This is a genomic window from Kitasatospora sp. NPDC057940 (genome assembly GCF_042887425.1).
Classification (GTDB): domain Bacteria; phylum Actinomycetota; class Actinomycetes; order Streptomycetales; family Streptomycetaceae; genus Kitasatospora.
Window position 1 is genome coordinate 129,130 of sequence record NZ_JBHVPH010000020.1, and the last position, 13,391, is coordinate 142,520.

13 protein-coding genes are annotated in these 13,391 nt (G+C 72.2%); 5 read left to right on the forward strand and 8 right to left on the reverse strand.

Translation table 11 applies throughout. The annotated features are described in order from the left end of the window. Positions 1-5: 5 nt before the first annotated feature. The 3 genes from ACFVTF_RS26945 to ACFVTF_RS26955 all read right to left on the reverse strand — a co-directional run bounded on the left by ACFVTF_RS26945 (position 6) and on the right by ACFVTF_RS26955 (position 3,631). Positions 6-2,114, reverse strand: a complete 2,109-nt coding sequence (locus ACFVTF_RS26945; RefSeq protein WP_387817031.1) for a thioredoxin domain-containing protein — start codon at positions 2,112-2,114, stop codon at positions 6-8. Positions 2,115-2,384: 270 nt separating this feature from the next. Beyond that, on the reverse strand, positions 2,385-2,879 hold the full coding sequence (locus ACFVTF_RS26950) for a nuclear transport factor 2 family protein (RefSeq protein WP_387817032.1): 495 nt from the start codon (positions 2,877-2,879) through the stop codon (positions 2,385-2,387). A gap of 14 nt (positions 2,880-2,893) precedes the next feature. Beyond that, positions 2,894-3,631, reverse strand: coding sequence for an SDR family oxidoreductase (locus tag ACFVTF_RS26955; protein ID WP_387817033.1), 738 nt, complete (start codon positions 3,629-3,631; stop codon positions 2,894-2,896). Positions 3,632-3,756: 125 nt separating this feature from the next. Between ACFVTF_RS26955 and ACFVTF_RS26960 the strand changes: the two genes are divergently transcribed. Next, positions 3,757-4,599: a helix-turn-helix transcriptional regulator gene (locus ACFVTF_RS26960; RefSeq protein ID WP_387817034.1), complete on the forward strand. Its 843-nt coding sequence runs from the start codon at positions 3,757-3,759 to the stop codon at positions 4,597-4,599. A 72-nt stretch (positions 4,600-4,671) separates the two neighbouring features. On the opposite strand, the gene ACFVTF_RS26965 is transcribed toward ACFVTF_RS26960, so the two are convergent. Together ACFVTF_RS26965 and mca are read right to left on the reverse strand one after the other, a co-directional pair. After that, positions 4,672-4,863, reverse strand: a complete 192-nt coding sequence (locus ACFVTF_RS26965) for a hypothetical protein (RefSeq protein WP_371517333.1) — start codon at positions 4,861-4,863, stop codon at positions 4,672-4,674. Positions 4,864-4,912: 49 nt separating this feature from the next. Beyond that, positions 4,913-5,818: a mycothiol conjugate amidase Mca gene (mca, locus tag ACFVTF_RS26970; protein ID WP_063351176.1), complete on the reverse strand. Its 906-nt coding sequence runs from the start codon at positions 5,816-5,818 to the stop codon at positions 4,913-4,915. A gap of 240 nt (positions 5,819-6,058) precedes the next feature. On the opposite strand from mca, the gene ACFVTF_RS26975 reads away from it, so the two are divergent. Then, complete coding sequence (locus ACFVTF_RS26975) at positions 6,059-6,475, forward strand: DUF4307 domain-containing protein (protein WP_363585466.1); 417 nt, start codon at positions 6,059-6,061, stop codon at positions 6,473-6,475. Between the two features lie 419 nt (positions 6,476-6,894). Then, positions 6,895-7,395: a transcription elongation factor GreA gene (gene greA, locus ACFVTF_RS26980; protein WP_371517334.1), complete on the forward strand. Its 501-nt coding sequence runs from the start codon at positions 6,895-6,897 to the stop codon at positions 7,393-7,395. A gap of 118 nt (positions 7,396-7,513) precedes the next feature. On the opposite strand, the gene ACFVTF_RS26985 is transcribed toward greA, so the two are convergent. From ACFVTF_RS26985 to ilvA, 3 genes are all read right to left on the reverse strand, one after another. Beyond that, complete coding sequence (locus tag ACFVTF_RS26985; protein WP_371517335.1) at positions 7,514-8,371, reverse strand: ABC transporter permease; 858 nt, start codon at positions 8,369-8,371, stop codon at positions 7,514-7,516. Between the two features lies 1 nt (position 8,372). Beyond that, complete coding sequence (locus tag ACFVTF_RS26990) at positions 8,373-9,494, reverse strand: ATP-binding cassette domain-containing protein (protein ID WP_387817035.1); 1,122 nt, start codon at positions 9,492-9,494, stop codon at positions 8,373-8,375. A gap of 314 nt (positions 9,495-9,808) precedes the next feature. Further along, positions 9,809-11,020, reverse strand: coding sequence for a threonine ammonia-lyase (gene ilvA / locus ACFVTF_RS26995; RefSeq protein WP_387817036.1), 1,212 nt, complete (start codon positions 11,018-11,020; stop codon positions 9,809-9,811). Between the two features lie 122 nt (positions 11,021-11,142). On the opposite strand from ilvA, the gene ACFVTF_RS27000 reads away from it, so the two are divergent. Together ACFVTF_RS27000 and ACFVTF_RS27005 are read left to right on the forward strand one after the other, a co-directional pair. After that, positions 11,143-11,625 carry a MarR family winged helix-turn-helix transcriptional regulator gene (locus ACFVTF_RS27000; RefSeq protein ID WP_371517338.1) on the forward strand — a complete coding sequence of 161 codons (483 nt, stop codon included), beginning with the start codon at positions 11,143-11,145 and terminating at the stop codon, positions 11,623-11,625. A 174-nt stretch (positions 11,626-11,799) separates the two neighbouring features. Then, the coding region (locus ACFVTF_RS27005; RefSeq protein ID WP_387817037.1) for a choice-of-anchor A family protein at positions 11,800-13,391 on the forward strand (1,592 nt) is incomplete at its 3' end.

A 13,391-nucleotide genomic window follows, 5' to 3' on the forward strand; every position in this document is an offset into this window, starting at 1 on the left:
GCGATTTATTCGACGGCGACGCCCAGCCGCTCGGCGAGGACCGCCGGGTCGGTGGTCGGCGCTTCGCAGGCGAAGTGCCGGCAGACGTAGGCGGCGGGCGCTCCGCCGACCAGCGGCCGGCCCGCCAGCAGCGGCACCTCCGTGCCGCCGTCCTCCGCCGAACCACCCCCCGAACCGTCCGCCGGGCTCTCCGCCGAACCATCCGCCGAGCCCGCCGGCGCGCCCACCGCGACGACCGCCCCGGGCGCGGTCCCGAGCAGCGCGGCCCGACGCAGTGCGGCGGTGGCCGGGTTGTCGGCCGGGCCGACGACGGCGACTTCGCGCGGCCCGTCGAGCAGCGCCTCGGCGACGGCGAGGCCCCAGCCGATGAACCGGGGGGCCCGGGACGCGAGCGCGCCGACGATGCCGAGGGCCCGTTCGGCGGCCGTCCGGTGCCGGTCGGAGCCGGTGTAGGCGGCGTAGGTGAGCAGGGCGCCGGCGGCGGCGGTCCAGCCGGACGGGGTGGCGTTGTCGGTGGGGTCCTGGGGGCGCCGGATGAGTTCCTCGGCGTCGTCGGCGGTGTCGTAGAGCGCGCCGGAGGCCTCGTCGGTGAAGTGCTTGAGCACGGTGTCGATGAGTCCGCCGGCCAGTTGCAGCCAGGCGGCGTCGCCGGTGACGGCGTACAGGGACAGGAAGCCCTCGGCGGTGTCGGCGTAGTCCTCCAGGACGCCCGCGTTGGTGCCGGCCCGGCCGTCGCGGGAGGTGCGCAGCAGCCGGCCGTCGGGGGTGAGGTGGACGGCGAGCAGCAGGTCGGCGGCGCGTTCGGCGGCCTCGACGAGGTCGGGGCGCTCCAGGAGGGCGCCGGTCTCGGCGAGGGCGGCGATGGCGAGGCCGTTCCAGGCGGCGACGACCTTGTCGTCGCGGGCGGGGGCGGGCCGCCGGGTGCGGGCCTCGAACAGCCGAGCGCGGATGGTCTCGTACTCGGCGAAGTCCTCGGGATCGGCGAGGAGTTGGAGGACGGAGGTGCCGTGTTCAAAGGTGCCGCCGGCGGTGACGGTGAACAGCCGGGCGGCGGTGGCCGCGTCGGCGGGGCCGAGCAGGTCGACCAACTGGCCGGGCTCCCAGACGTAGTAGGCGCCTTCGGTGGACTGCCCGGTCTCCTCGTCGAGGCTGTCGGCGTCCAGCGCGGACGCGAACGCGCCTTCGGGGGTGCGCAGTTCGCGCAGCAGGAAGTCGGCGGTGGTCAGCGCGGTCCGGCGGGCCAGCGGGGAGCCGGTGGCCCGCCACAGGTGCAGGTAGGCGCGCAGCAGCAGGGCGTTGTCGTACAGCATCTTCTCGAAGTGCGGCACGACCCAGCCGGCGTCGACCGCGTACCGGGCGAAGCCGCCGCCGAGTTGGTCGTGGATGCCGCCGCGGGCCATCACCTCGCCGGTGCGGACGGCCATCTCCAGGGCCGCCTCGGAACCGGTGCGGGCGTGGTGGCGCAGCAGGAACTCGACGACCATGGCCGGCGGGAACTTGGGCGCGCCCCCGAAGCCGCCGTGCCGGTCGTCGAACTCCCGGCTGAGGGCGACCAGCGCCTGGTGCAGATCGGCGCCGGCGGGCGGGTGGTGGGCACCGGCCGAGTAGACGGCGGCGCGCTCGGCGAGGTCGGCCCGGATCCGCCCGGCGACCTCCGCGACCTCCTGCCGCCGGCCCCGCCAGGCGGCGTCGACCCCTTCCAGCACCTGGCGGAACGACGGCATACCGTGCCGGGGCTCCGGCGGGAAGTAGGTGCCGAAGTAGAACGGCTCCTTGTCGGGCGTGAGGAACACCGTCATCGGCCAGCCGCCCTGCCCGGTGGCGGCCTGCACGGCCTCCATGTAGACGGCGTCGACGTCGGGCCGCTCCTCCCGGTCCACCTTGACGGCGACGAACCGCTCGTTCAGGTAGCCGGCGACCTCGGCGTCCTCGAAGCTCTCGTGGGCCATCACGTGACACCAGTGGCACGCCGCATAGCCGACACTCAGCAGCACCGGAACACCGCGCCGCTCCGCCTCCGCGAACGCCTCCGGCCCCCAGGGCCACCAGTCCACAGGGTTCTCGGCATGCTGCAGCAGGTACGGCGAGGTCGCGTCCGCGAGACGGTTCGGCATGCCCCCCATCCTCGCGCATCGGGGGCCGGGCGACGGGACACCGACTGCGGCGAGCCGGGCCCCGCGCGGCCGGCCAGGTGGCTTGCCCTTCAGCTTGTGCATGCGGCCGGGGCGGCGTCCGCCACGTCCGACCTGCTCACCCCCCAGCACGCCGCAACACTCGATCGGCTGGCGGTGAAGCCGCCGCGCGGCCCAGCGTGTTGATTCACCGAGCAGTCGACAACGTAGTTACGGTCACTCCGGTCGCTCTCGTCACCCCGGTCACTCCGGTCACTCCGGTTCGAAGGCTCGCAGGGTGTCGTCGCCGTCGGTCCACAGGACCCCGAGCCGCTGCCGGGCCAAGAGCCATCCGTCCCCGTCACGGCGGAACTCCCAGTCGTAGGGACCGCCCATGGAGTAGGGGGCAGAGGTCCTCCCCGGAGCGGTGACGGCGACGGCGACGGCGACGGCGACGAACCACATGTACCCGATGCCGGTCGCCCGGTCGCCCTCCACGTCCACGTGCATGTTGAGGATGTGGTGCTGGATGCTCGTGTAAGGCGACTCGGCCTCCTCCGCCTTCGCGCGGATGGCCTCCCTTCCCTGGATTCGCTGCCAGGGCCCGAACTCCAGCACGGCGTCTTCGGCCCAGCAGGCGGACCAGGCCCGCCAGTCCTTGCGGTCCAGTGCCCGCCAGCCGCGGATCATGAGGGCGTGCAGGGCGTCCCGGTCCTCCAGGCCGCGTATTCTGCGCGCCAGGTCGTCGAGAGCGGGTGTGTGCGGCATTCCGGTTCCTTCCGTCACTGGGCGCTCGCCGCAGGTCGTACGACGATCTCGTTCACGTCGACGTACGGCGGCTGGGAGATTGCGTAGGCGACGGCGTCCGCGATCGCGGAGGCCGGCAGGGCCACAGCGCGGTACGTCCGCATGGCCGCCCGGGCGGCCGGGTCCGCGATGCCGTCGGCGAGTTCGGACTCCGTGACGCCCGGCGAGACCAGCGTGACCCGGACGTCACCGGCGGACTCCTGACGCAGTCCCTCGGAGATCGCACGGACCGCGAACTTGGTGGCGCAGTACACGGCGGCGGTGGGAGAGACCTCGTGCGCGCCGACGGAGGCGATGTTCACGATGTGCCCGCCACCTTGGGCGAGCATCACGGGCAAGGCGGCGGAGATGCCGTGCAGGACACCCCGCACGTTCACGTCGATCATGCGGTCCCACTCCTCCGTCCTGAGCGCCTCCAGCGGCGACAGCGGCATCACCCCGGCGTTGTTGACCATCACGTCCACGCGGCCGTACCGCTCTTCGGCCGCCGCCACGAAGTCCCTCACGTCGGCAGCCTCGGTCACGTCCAGGCGCCGGGTCGCCGCCGTGCCGCCTGCGGCGGTGATCTCCGTGACGAGTTGGTCCAGGCGATCGGTGCGCCGTGCTCCCAGGAACAGGCGGTGGCCGTCGGCGGCGAGCCGGCGGGCGGTCGCCTCGCCGATCCCGCTGCTGGCACCGGTGATCGCTACGACCTTGCTCGTCCGCTCTGGCATGGCTGCCCCTCATCTCTCGGTAGGGCACCGAGTCTGGGCGAGGTGTCGCGGGCGGCCCAGGCCGTGTGCCGTCTGGGTGCGGTACACCCAGGCAGCACACCGGGCCCGCGGCCTAGCCTGGGCACATGGCCGACAACCAGCTGGGTGAGTTCCTGCGGGCGCGCCGTGCGGCCGTGCGGCCGGACGAGGTCGGGATGCCGAGCCATGGCGTGCGCAGGGTCGCCGGGCTGCGCCGCGAAGAGGTCGCCGTACTGGCAGGGGTGAACGCGGACTACTACACCCGGCTGGAACAGGGCCGTGAACGCCACCCGTCCGCGCAGGTGGTGGATGCGCTCGGCCGCGCGCTGCTGCTGGACACCGACGCCCAGGCGCACCTTCACCAACTGTCCGGAACCGCACCGTCCCAGCGGCCCGTCGCCGCCACCGACCAGGTCGACCCCGCCCTGCGCGTCCTGCTGGACGGCTACCCCGGCACTCCGGCGTTCGTCATCAACCCGACCCTGGACATCCTGGCCGCCAACGCCCTGGCCGAGGCCCTGTACTCGCCCTTTGAACCGATGGACAACCTGGCCCGCATGGTCTTCCTCGACCCGGCCGGCCGGCCGTTCCACCCCCGATGGGACCGGACGGCGGAGACGGTGGTGGGGCACCTGCGCCAGGCGTCCGGCGTCGACCCGGGCAGTCCGCGCCTACGGGCTCTCGTAGACGAACTCAGCACGCGCAGCACGGACTTCGCCCGGCTGTGGAACACCCACACCGTGCGCGGCAAGACCCGCGAACACAAGCACGTCCACCACCCGGACGTCGGCGGCATGACCCTCACCCACCACGCATTCGACGTGCGGGACGCCCCCGGCCAGCAGTTGATCATCTACCACGCCGAACCCGGCAGCCCCAGCGCCGAGGCGCTCAGCCTGCTCGGCTCCGTGCACGCCACGGCGAGCCGCGCCCACCGGTCCGCCGGGTGACAGCCTGCGCGTGGCACGGCCACGGCCGTGCCACCGACTGCGGCGAGCCGGGCCCCGCGGCGCGCCCGCGTGCTACTCCTTGGGGGCTTCCGGCTCCTCCGCGAAGTCGACCTTCTTGAACTGCCGGTTCATGGACTTGGCCAGGAACCAGGTGGCCACGCCGAGGGCGGCGAAGACGACGAAGCCGAGGAGTCCGGGGGTGACCTTGGCGTCGTCGACGGCGAGGTTGGCGGCGAGGTTGACGAGGTTCACGGGGGCGCTCATATCTCTATGGTGGCCCGGCTCACGGGGAGCCGGGCCATCGGGGGGTGGTTCAGTCGCGCGTGTCGGCGGCCTCGACGGCCAGGGTGGGGGTGCGCAGGCCGGCGAACAGGTCGTCCTCCGGCAGGTCCACGTCGATCAGGGTACGGGCGAGTTCGTAGTCCTCGGTGGGCCAGACCTCGCGCTGGACGTCCAGCGGGACGCGGAACCACGGCCCGTCGGGGTCGATCTGGGTGGCGTGGGCGATCAGCGCGCGGTCGCGGGTCTCGAACCAGTCGCCGCAGCTCACCCGGGTGGTGATCTCGCGCTCCTGGCGGCCGCTCTTCTCCCAGCCCGCGATCCACTCGCCGTACGGCGAGTCGTGGCCGTGCTCGGTGAGGTACTGGTGCAGGGCGCGGATGCGGCCCATCGGGAAGCCGTGGTTGTAGTAGACCTTCAGCGGCTGCCAGGGCTCGCCGGCCTCCGGGTAGGCGTCCGGGTCGCCGGCGGCGTCGAAGGCCAGCATGGTGATCTTGTGGGTCATGATGTGGTCGGGGTGCGGGTAGCCGCCGTTCTCGTCGTAGGTCGTGATGACCTGCGGCTTGAACTCCCGGATCAGCCGGACCAGCGGTTCGGCCGCCTCCTTCACGTCCTCCAGGGCGAAGCAGCCCTCGGGCAGCGGGGGCAGCGGGTCGCCCTCGGGCAGGCCCGAGTCGACGAAGCCGAGCCAGGCCTGCTTGACGCCCAGGATCGCCCGGGCCTCGTCCATCTCCTTGCGGCGCACCTCGTGGATGTTCTCCTCGATGTACGGGTCCCCCTGGAGCTTGGGGTTGAGAACCGACCCGCGTTCGCCCCCGGTGCAGGTGGCCACGAGCACGTCCACTCCCTGCTCGACGTACATGGCCATGGTGGCCGCGCCCTTGCTGGACTCGTCGTCCGGGTGGGCGTGCACCGCCATCAGTCGCAACTGCTCAGTCAACGCCTTGCGTTCCTTCCACATATCGGGCGTTCCGCGAAGTCCGGTCCGCCCACCGTACGAGCCGCTCACGTCGGGGCCGCGTCGCCGCGGGACCGGCCGCGGACGAACCCCGGCCCGGTCGAGCCCCGCCCCCGCCGGACCGGCCGCGGGCGTGCCCCTCCTATAGTGACGGACTGGAGGAGCGTCGCATTCCCCCGCACCACCCGCGCGGCCCCTCCCGTCAGGAGAGGACTGGGTCCGATGAACGCGAGCACCACCACCCCGCAGCTGCCCGAGGGGCGCTACGGCCGGCGCGGCGACCGCGATTCGGACCGGCGTCTGAAGGTGGTCGGCGCGGTCTGCGGCGTGCTGGGCCTGGGCCTGGTGGCCTGGCTGGGCGGCTCCTACCTGCTGCGCGAGACCACGATCAACGGTTCGGTGCCGACCTTCCAGGCGGTCTCGGACTCCGAGGTCGAGCTGCACCTGGCGGTGCGCAAGAGCGGCGGGACGGCCGGCAGCTGCACGGTCCGCTCGCAGGGTTCGGACGGCTCGGTGGTCGGGGTGGCCGACTTCCCGGTGCCGGCCGGCGGCTCCAGCTACGACGCCGTGGTCACCCTGCGGACCACCGCCCGTGGCACCACCGCCGAGCTGCTGGGCTGCACGCCGGCGAAGAAGTAGGCCCCCGGAGAAGTACGCCCGCGAAGAAGCCCGGAGCAGGAGGCCCGCCCGCCGAGTCGCACCGGCAGCGCGCCCCGCTCACCGGTACTCTGCCGGGCACCACCGGTACTCTGCCGGACACCGGCGCATAACCGATCGGGAGAACGGGCATCCGTAGGAAGTCCCGCACCCGGCCCGGCACGCACCGCCTCCGTACACCGTGGCGCATTCGCTGTACACCGTGGCGCAACGCCGACGTCAATGGCGCGCCAACGACCCTTCTGCTTGTCGGCAGGACTTGTTAGGCTCGTGGTTTCGCCCCTTCCGCACCGGATGGTACGGGAGCGGGCGTTGCTTTGTAGTTACGACCGATATCACCACCAACCCCCTGCTGACGACTCACACCCTCAGCACAGCCCCAGCACCTACGAGGAGCACCCGTGACCCAGACCAGTGAGAACGTGACCTGGCTCACTCAGGCCGGCTACGACCAGCTGAAGGCCGAGCTGGATCACCTGACCGGGCCCTGGCGCATCGAGATCGCCCAGAAGATCGAGGCGGCGCGCGAGGAGGGCGACCTCAAGGAGAACGCCGGCTATCACGCGGCCAAGGAGGAGCAGGGCAAGTACGAGCTGCGCATCCGCCAGCTGACCCAGCTGCTGGAGCGCGCCAAGGTCGGCGAGGCCCCGGCCGACTCGGGTGTGGTGGCCCCGGGCATGGTCGTCACGGTCGCCTTCGACGGCGACGAGGACGACACCATGGAGTTCCTGCTCGCCTCGCGCGAGGTCGCCGGCTCCGACACCATGGACGTCTACTCGCCGCAGTCGCCGCTGGGCCGCGCGATCGACGGCAAGAAGATCGGCGACGAGGCGACCTACGAGCTGCCGAACGGCAAGCCCGCCATGGTGAAGATCGTCAAGGTCGTGCCGCACGCCGGCTGACCAGGCCTGATCCGACGCGATCCGGCGTGATCCGGCCTAGCCGGGCCTGACCGACCGACGAGGGCGGCCGCGGAGTCCAGGGACTCCGCGGCCGCCCTCGCGGCGTACCGGGCGCGGTTCAGCCCACGGCCGAGCGGTACTTGCGCACCGACAGCCAGGAGAACACCGCGGTGATCAGCACCGACCAGAGCACCGACACCAGCGCGGCGTGCTGCATCGGCCAGGCGGCGTCCACCGGGCCGACCTGGTTGCCGAACAGGTCCCGGCAGGCCTGCACGGTGGCGCTGAACGGGTTCCAGTACGCGACCGCCTGCAGCCAGCCCGGCATCGAGCTGACCGGCACGAAGGCGTTGGAGACGAAGGTCAGCGGGAAGAGCCAGATCAGGCCGGCCGAGGTGGCCGCCTCGGGGCTGCGCACCGAGAGGCCGATCAGCGCGCCGATCCAGGAGAACGCGTAGCCGAGCAGGAGCAACAGGCCGAAGGCGCCGAGCGCGTTGAGCACGCCGTCGTGGATCCGCCAGCCGACCAGCAGCGCGACCAGGGCCAGCACGACCACGGTGAACGCGGTCTGGCACAGGTCGGCCAGGGTGCGGCCGACCAGCACCGCGGAGCGGGCCATCGGCAGCGAGCGGAAGCGGTCCACCAGGCCCTTGGTCATGTCCTCCGCGATCCCGGCGGAGGCACCGGCGACGGCGAAGGTGACGGTCTGGGCGAAGATGCCGGCCATCAGGAACTGGATGTACGAGTCGGAGCTGGAGCTCGCCCCGGGGATCTTGATCGCCCCGCCCATCACGTACGAGAACAGCAGCACGAACATGACCGGCTGCATCAGCCCGAAGACCACGATCTCGGGGATCCTGGTCATCCGGCGCAGGTTGCGCTTGGCGACCACCCAGGAGTCGTGCAGGGTGGCGGCGACGCCGCGGCGCTGCCTGGGCATCGCCTCGCCGATGGCGTGCTCGGTGGCGGTGCTCATCTCAACGCTCCGTTCCGGCCGCGACGGCCCGCTTGTCCGGTCCCTGGCCGTCGGAGCCGCCCGGCCCTTCGGTGGACGGCCCCTTGGCGCCCGGCCCTTCGGCGGGCAGCCCTTCGGCGGACGACCCGCCCTTGCCCCGGCCGCCCCGGCCGCGGCCGCCGGAGCCGTTCTCCTCCTCCACCGCCTCGGCGACGTGGCCGGTGAGGGTGAGGAACACGTCGTCCAGGGTCGGGCGGCGCAGGCCGATGTCGTCGATCTCGATGCCGCGGGCGTCCAGTTCGCGGATGACGTCGGCGAGCACCCGGGCACCACCGCTGACCGGCACGGTGATCCGACGGGTGTTCTTCTCCACCGCCGGCTCGCCCAGCGCGTACCCGGACAGCGCCGCGACCGCGTCGGTGACCAGGCCCGGCTCGTGCACCACGACCTCTATCCGCTCGCCGCCGATCTGGGCCTTGAGCTGGTCGGCGGTGCCGCGGGCGATCACCCGGCCGTGGTCGACGACGGCGATGTCGTGCGCCAGCCGGTCGGCCTCCTCCAGGTACTGGGTGGTGAGCAGCAGCGTGGTGCCCTGCTCGACCAGGGTCTCGATGACCTCCCAGAGCGCGAGCCGGTTGCGCGGGTCGAGGCCGGTGGTCGGCTCGTCGAGGAACATCACCGGCGGCCGGACGACCAGCGCGGCGGCGAGGTCGAGGCGGCGGCGCATGCCGCCGGAGTAGGTCTTGGCGGTGCGGTCCTTGGCCTCGGTGAGGTTGAACCACTCCAGCAGCTCCAGCGCCCGGGCCTTCGCCTGACGGGCGCTCATCTGGTAGAGCTCGCCGACCATCTGGAGGTTCTCGAAGCCGGTGAGGTACTCGTCGACCGCCGCGTACTGGCCGGACAGGCCGATCAGGCTGCGGACCTTGTTGGGGTGCTTGAGCACGTCGACGCCGGCGACCACCGCGCGGCCCGAGTCGGGACGCAGCAGGGTGGTGAGGACCCGCACGGTGGTGGTCTTGCCGGCGCCGTTCGGGCCGAGCAGCCCGAGCACCGTGCCCTCGGGGACGTCGAGGCTCACGCCGTCCAGGGCTCGTACGTCGCCGAAGGTCTTGACCAGGTTCTCGGCTTGGATGGCTGGCGCCATGGCCTGCCTCATCTCCTCGGACGAATATGGGCGATCTGTCACACTCTGCCCCTTTTTCGGGCATGCGGGCGACTCGGTTTTCGCCTACCGGCGCACAGAACGCGATGTATCGCGAGTCTGGCAGCACGCGATATATCGCGTCAAGGCATAGGGCTCCGCCATCGTGACAGGGACCACTGACATCCACCGGGATCCGCTGAGGCCCGCCCCGCACCATCCGGCGCCCTAAACACCCAGCCCCCCCGAGCACCCTGAGCACCCCAAGCGCCTCAGGCACCCCAAACGCCCCAATCGCCCCAAGCACCTGAGGCGCCTCAGCTGGAAACGACGTACCCCGCGTCCCGCAGCTCGCCGACCACGGCCGCGCAGTGCTCCGGCCCCTTGGTCTCCAGGTGCAGGTCCACCTCGACCTCGGTCAGCCCCAGCCGCGGGTCGATCCGCACGTGCGCGACGTCCAGCACGTTGGCGTCCAGCCTGGTCAGCACCCCCAGCAGGTCGGCCAGCGAGCCCGGCTTGTCCGCCAGCCGCACCCGCAGCGACAGGTACCGGCCGGCCGCCGCCAGCCCGTGCCGCAGCACCCGCTGCATCAGTTGCGGGTCGATGTTGCCGCCGGACAGCACGGCCACCACCGGCCCCTCGAAGGAGTCCGGCTGCTCCAGCAGCGCCGCGATCGGGGCCGCCCCGGCCGGTTCGACCACCAGTTTCAACCGCTCCAGGCCGACCAGCAGAGCCCGCGACAGCGCGTCCTCGGAGACCATCCGGACGCCGTCCGCCAGCGAGTTGACCACCTCGAACGGGATGTCCCCGGGCCGGCCGACCATGATCCCGTCGGCCATCGTGGCGTAGTGCTCCAGCGACACCGGCCGCCCGGCCGCCAGCGAGGGCGGGTACGCGGCCGCGCCCGCCGCCTGCACCCCCACCACCCGGACGTCCGGCCGCAACGGCTTGACCGCCGCCGCGATCCCGGCCAGCAGGCCGCCGCCGCCCACCCCGACCAGGATGGTCCGCACCTCGGGGCACTGCTCCAGGATCTCCAGCCCGACGGTCGCCTGGCCGGTGACCACGTCCCAGTGGTCGAAGGGGTGGATGAACACGGCGCCGGTCGCCTCCGAGTACCGCTGCGCGGCCTGCAACGCCTCGTCCACCGTCGCGCCGTGCAGCCGCACCTGTGCGCCGTACTCCCTGGTCGCCGCGACCTTGGGCAGCGGCGCCGCGACCGGCATGAACACGGTCGAGTGCACCCCCAGCAGCGAGGCCGCCAGCGCCACCCCCTGCGCGTGGTTGCCCGCGCTCGCCGCCACCACCCCGCCGGCCCGCTGCACCGGCGAGAGCCCGGCGATCCGCACGTACGCGCCGCGCAGCTTGAACGAACCGGTGCGCTGGAGGTTCTCGCACTTCAGGTGGACCGGCGCGCCGATCAGCCCGGACAGGTACCGGCTGCCCTCCATCGGCGTCACCCGGGCGATTCCGGCGAGCATCTTCTGGGCGCCGCGGACGTCGTCGAGGGTGACCGGCCAGTTGTGCATAACGCCAGCCTACGGTGGTCGACACCGGCAATCCGGGATGTCGGGGCTGTTCCCGGGCCCGCCCCGCCCGCGTACGCTGCTGCTTCTGAGCCTCCCTCACCGCACGACGATCGTGAGCCGCGATGACGACGACCTCGCCCCAGGCCACCGACCGCACCGACCCCGTGCACGCCCGACTCCAGTACCAGCTGGCGGTGTTCGCCCGCCGGATGGACCAGGTCCGGACCACCGGCGGCGGTCTCGGCGCGCTGGACCGGGCCGCCTACCTGCTGCTCGACCGCTTGGAGCGGCACGGGCCCGCCAACGTCAAGGCGCTGGCCGAGTCGCTCGGCGTCGATTCCTCCACGGTGACCCGGCAGGTCGCCCCGCTGGTCGCGGGCGGGCTGGTCGGCCGGGTCCAGGACCCGGCCGACCGCCGCGCCGTACGCCTCGCGCTGACCCCGGTCGGCTCCGGCCGGCTGGCCGAAGTCCGCGACGGGCGAGCCGAGTTGGCCCGCCGCCTGACGGCCGACTGGCCGCCCGAGGAACAGCAGGCGTTCTGCGCCCTGCTGGCCCGCTTCAACCACGCGATGGAGTCGTACACCGCGGACCAGCAGGGCCAGTGACCGCCGACGGCCGGAGGCCGTCCCCCGCGTCCGGACCGGTCTCCCGTCGACGCACAGCCGAACGGGTGCATTAACACGATTTTCAGATGACAACACCAGTGAGTCGTGATGCTCGGCCCTCCAGCCCGGAACACTCCGAGGGCCCCATTGTGTCCACATGGTGAGAGGACTGAGGTGAAGCCCAGTCAGAACCCGGTGACCACCGTCACCTGGAGACGCCGACTCGGCAGGACGGTGGGTTCCGTCCTGGCCCTGACGCTCGTGCCCTTCGGCATGTCACTCGTCGCACCACAGGCCGCGTACGCGGCCGGCCTCCCGGGCGGCCTCGGGCCGTGCCTGGGTGCGGACTGTCCCGCGACGTTCCCCCCGGTCAACAACGGTCCCTTCGCAGGCCGCGACGACGGCGTGAACATCTTCGTCGGCGGCGACTTCAACGTCGGCGGTTCCGCCGCTGAGGCCGAGGGGCACGTGGTGACCCTCGGCAACTTCGACCTGAACAAAGCCCCCGGAGCCAGCTCCGTCTACAACATCGGCATCGTCGGCGTCGGCTCACGGGTCCCCCCGCCGAACGGCGCCGACTTCCTCACCGCCGGAGGCAACGTCACGGTGGCCCCGGGGCAGCGGCTCCTGGCGGAGGGCGGCGTCGTCCGCTACGCGGGCACGGCCACGGGCACCATCGTCGGTACGAAGGTCCAGGAAGCACAGGCCGTGGCCGCCTACACGCCGCTGCGCGGTCAGCTGCAGACGGCGAGCGAGTGCTACGCCGGGGTCGGCACGCCCCGCCCCGCCACCGGAACCGCGGTCAACCAGGGGTACCAGACCCTGTTCACCGGTGACGGCACCTCCGCGCTCCAGGTCTTCAACGTCGACTTCGACATCGCCGGGAACGGAGGCGCCACCCAGGGCATCGCGTTCGCCGGCATCCCCGCGAACGCGACGGTGCTCGTCAACCTCGTGGGCGGCGCCCGCACCATCAACACCTACAGCGGGAGCCTCCAGGACACCGATCCCTGGAACCAGCTGCGCGAGCGCCTCCTGTGGAACTTCCCCGCCGCGACGTCCGTCACGCTCAAGGGATCGGGGCAGTTCCAGGGCAGTGTGCTGGTCGGCAACCCGGCCAGCACCGCCACCATGAGCCTGCCCGGTCTGAACGGACGGTTCTTCACCACCGGTTCGCTGCTGCAGAACTCCGGCTCGGGGATGACCGGGACCGAGTTCCACGCCTATCCCTTCAACGGCGATCTTCCGGCGTGCGGAAGTCCCACTCCCACCGCCTCGACCAGCGTGACGAAGGTCGACTCCGTCACGGGGCAGCCCCTGGCGGGGGCCACCTTCCAGCTGTGGCGCGAGACCAACGGCGTCCCCGGCCTCCAGACCTCGGGGGCCACCCCGGACACCGAGGTGGGCGCCCCCTGCACGACCGGGGCGAACGGCGTCTGCTCCACGGCCGGTCTCCCGTTGGGCACCTACTACTGGCAGGAGACCGCCGCTCCCCCCGGCTACGACCTGCCGCAGCCCGCGGTGACGACCGTGGTCCTGGACACCAACGGGCAGAACGTCCCGGTGACCGTCAAGGACACCAAGTCCCCGGTCGTCGAGACCGGGTCCACCAGCGTGACGAAGGTCGACTCCGCCACCGGGCAGCCTCTGGCCGGCGCGACCTTCCAACTGTGGCACGAGACCAACGGCGTCCCCGGCCTCCAAACCACCGGAACCAACCCCGACACCCCCGTCGGCTCCCCCTGCACCACCGGAGCCAACGGCCT

Excerpts from the sequence above, each read along its gene's own strand:
- ACFVTF_RS26945 (WP_387817031.1), bottom strand. The coding sequence starts at position 2,114 with ATGCCGAACCGTCTCGCGGACGCGACCTCGCCGTACCTGCTGCAGCAT.
- ACFVTF_RS26950 (WP_387817032.1), bottom strand. The coding sequence starts at position 2,879 with ATGCCGCACACACCCGCTCTCGACGACCTGGCGCGCAGAATACGCGGC.
- ACFVTF_RS26955 (WP_387817033.1), bottom strand. The coding sequence starts at position 3,631 with ATGCCAGAGCGGACGAGCAAGGTCGTAGCGATCACCGGTGCCAGCAGC.
- ACFVTF_RS26960 (WP_387817034.1), top strand. The coding sequence starts at position 3,757 with ATGGCCGACAACCAGCTGGGTGAGTTCCTGCGGGCGCGCCGTGCGGCC.
- ACFVTF_RS26965 (WP_371517333.1), bottom strand. The coding sequence starts at position 4,863 with ATGAGCGCCCCCGTGAACCTCGTCAACCTCGCCGCCAACCTCGCCGTC.
- ACFVTF_RS26975 (WP_363585466.1), top strand. The coding sequence starts at position 6,059 with ATGAACGCGAGCACCACCACCCCGCAGCTGCCCGAGGGGCGCTACGGC.
- ACFVTF_RS26985 (WP_371517335.1), bottom strand. The coding sequence starts at position 8,371 with ATGAGCACCGCCACCGAGCACGCCATCGGCGAGGCGATGCCCAGGCAG.
- ACFVTF_RS26990 (WP_387817035.1), bottom strand. The coding sequence starts at position 9,494 with ATGGCGCCAGCCATCCAAGCCGAGAACCTGGTCAAGACCTTCGGCGAC.
- ilvA (WP_387817036.1), bottom strand. The coding sequence starts at position 11,020 with ATGCACAACTGGCCGGTCACCCTCGACGACGTCCGCGGCGCCCAGAAG.
- ACFVTF_RS27000 (WP_371517338.1), top strand. The coding sequence starts at position 11,143 with ATGACGACGACCTCGCCCCAGGCCACCGACCGCACCGACCCCGTGCAC.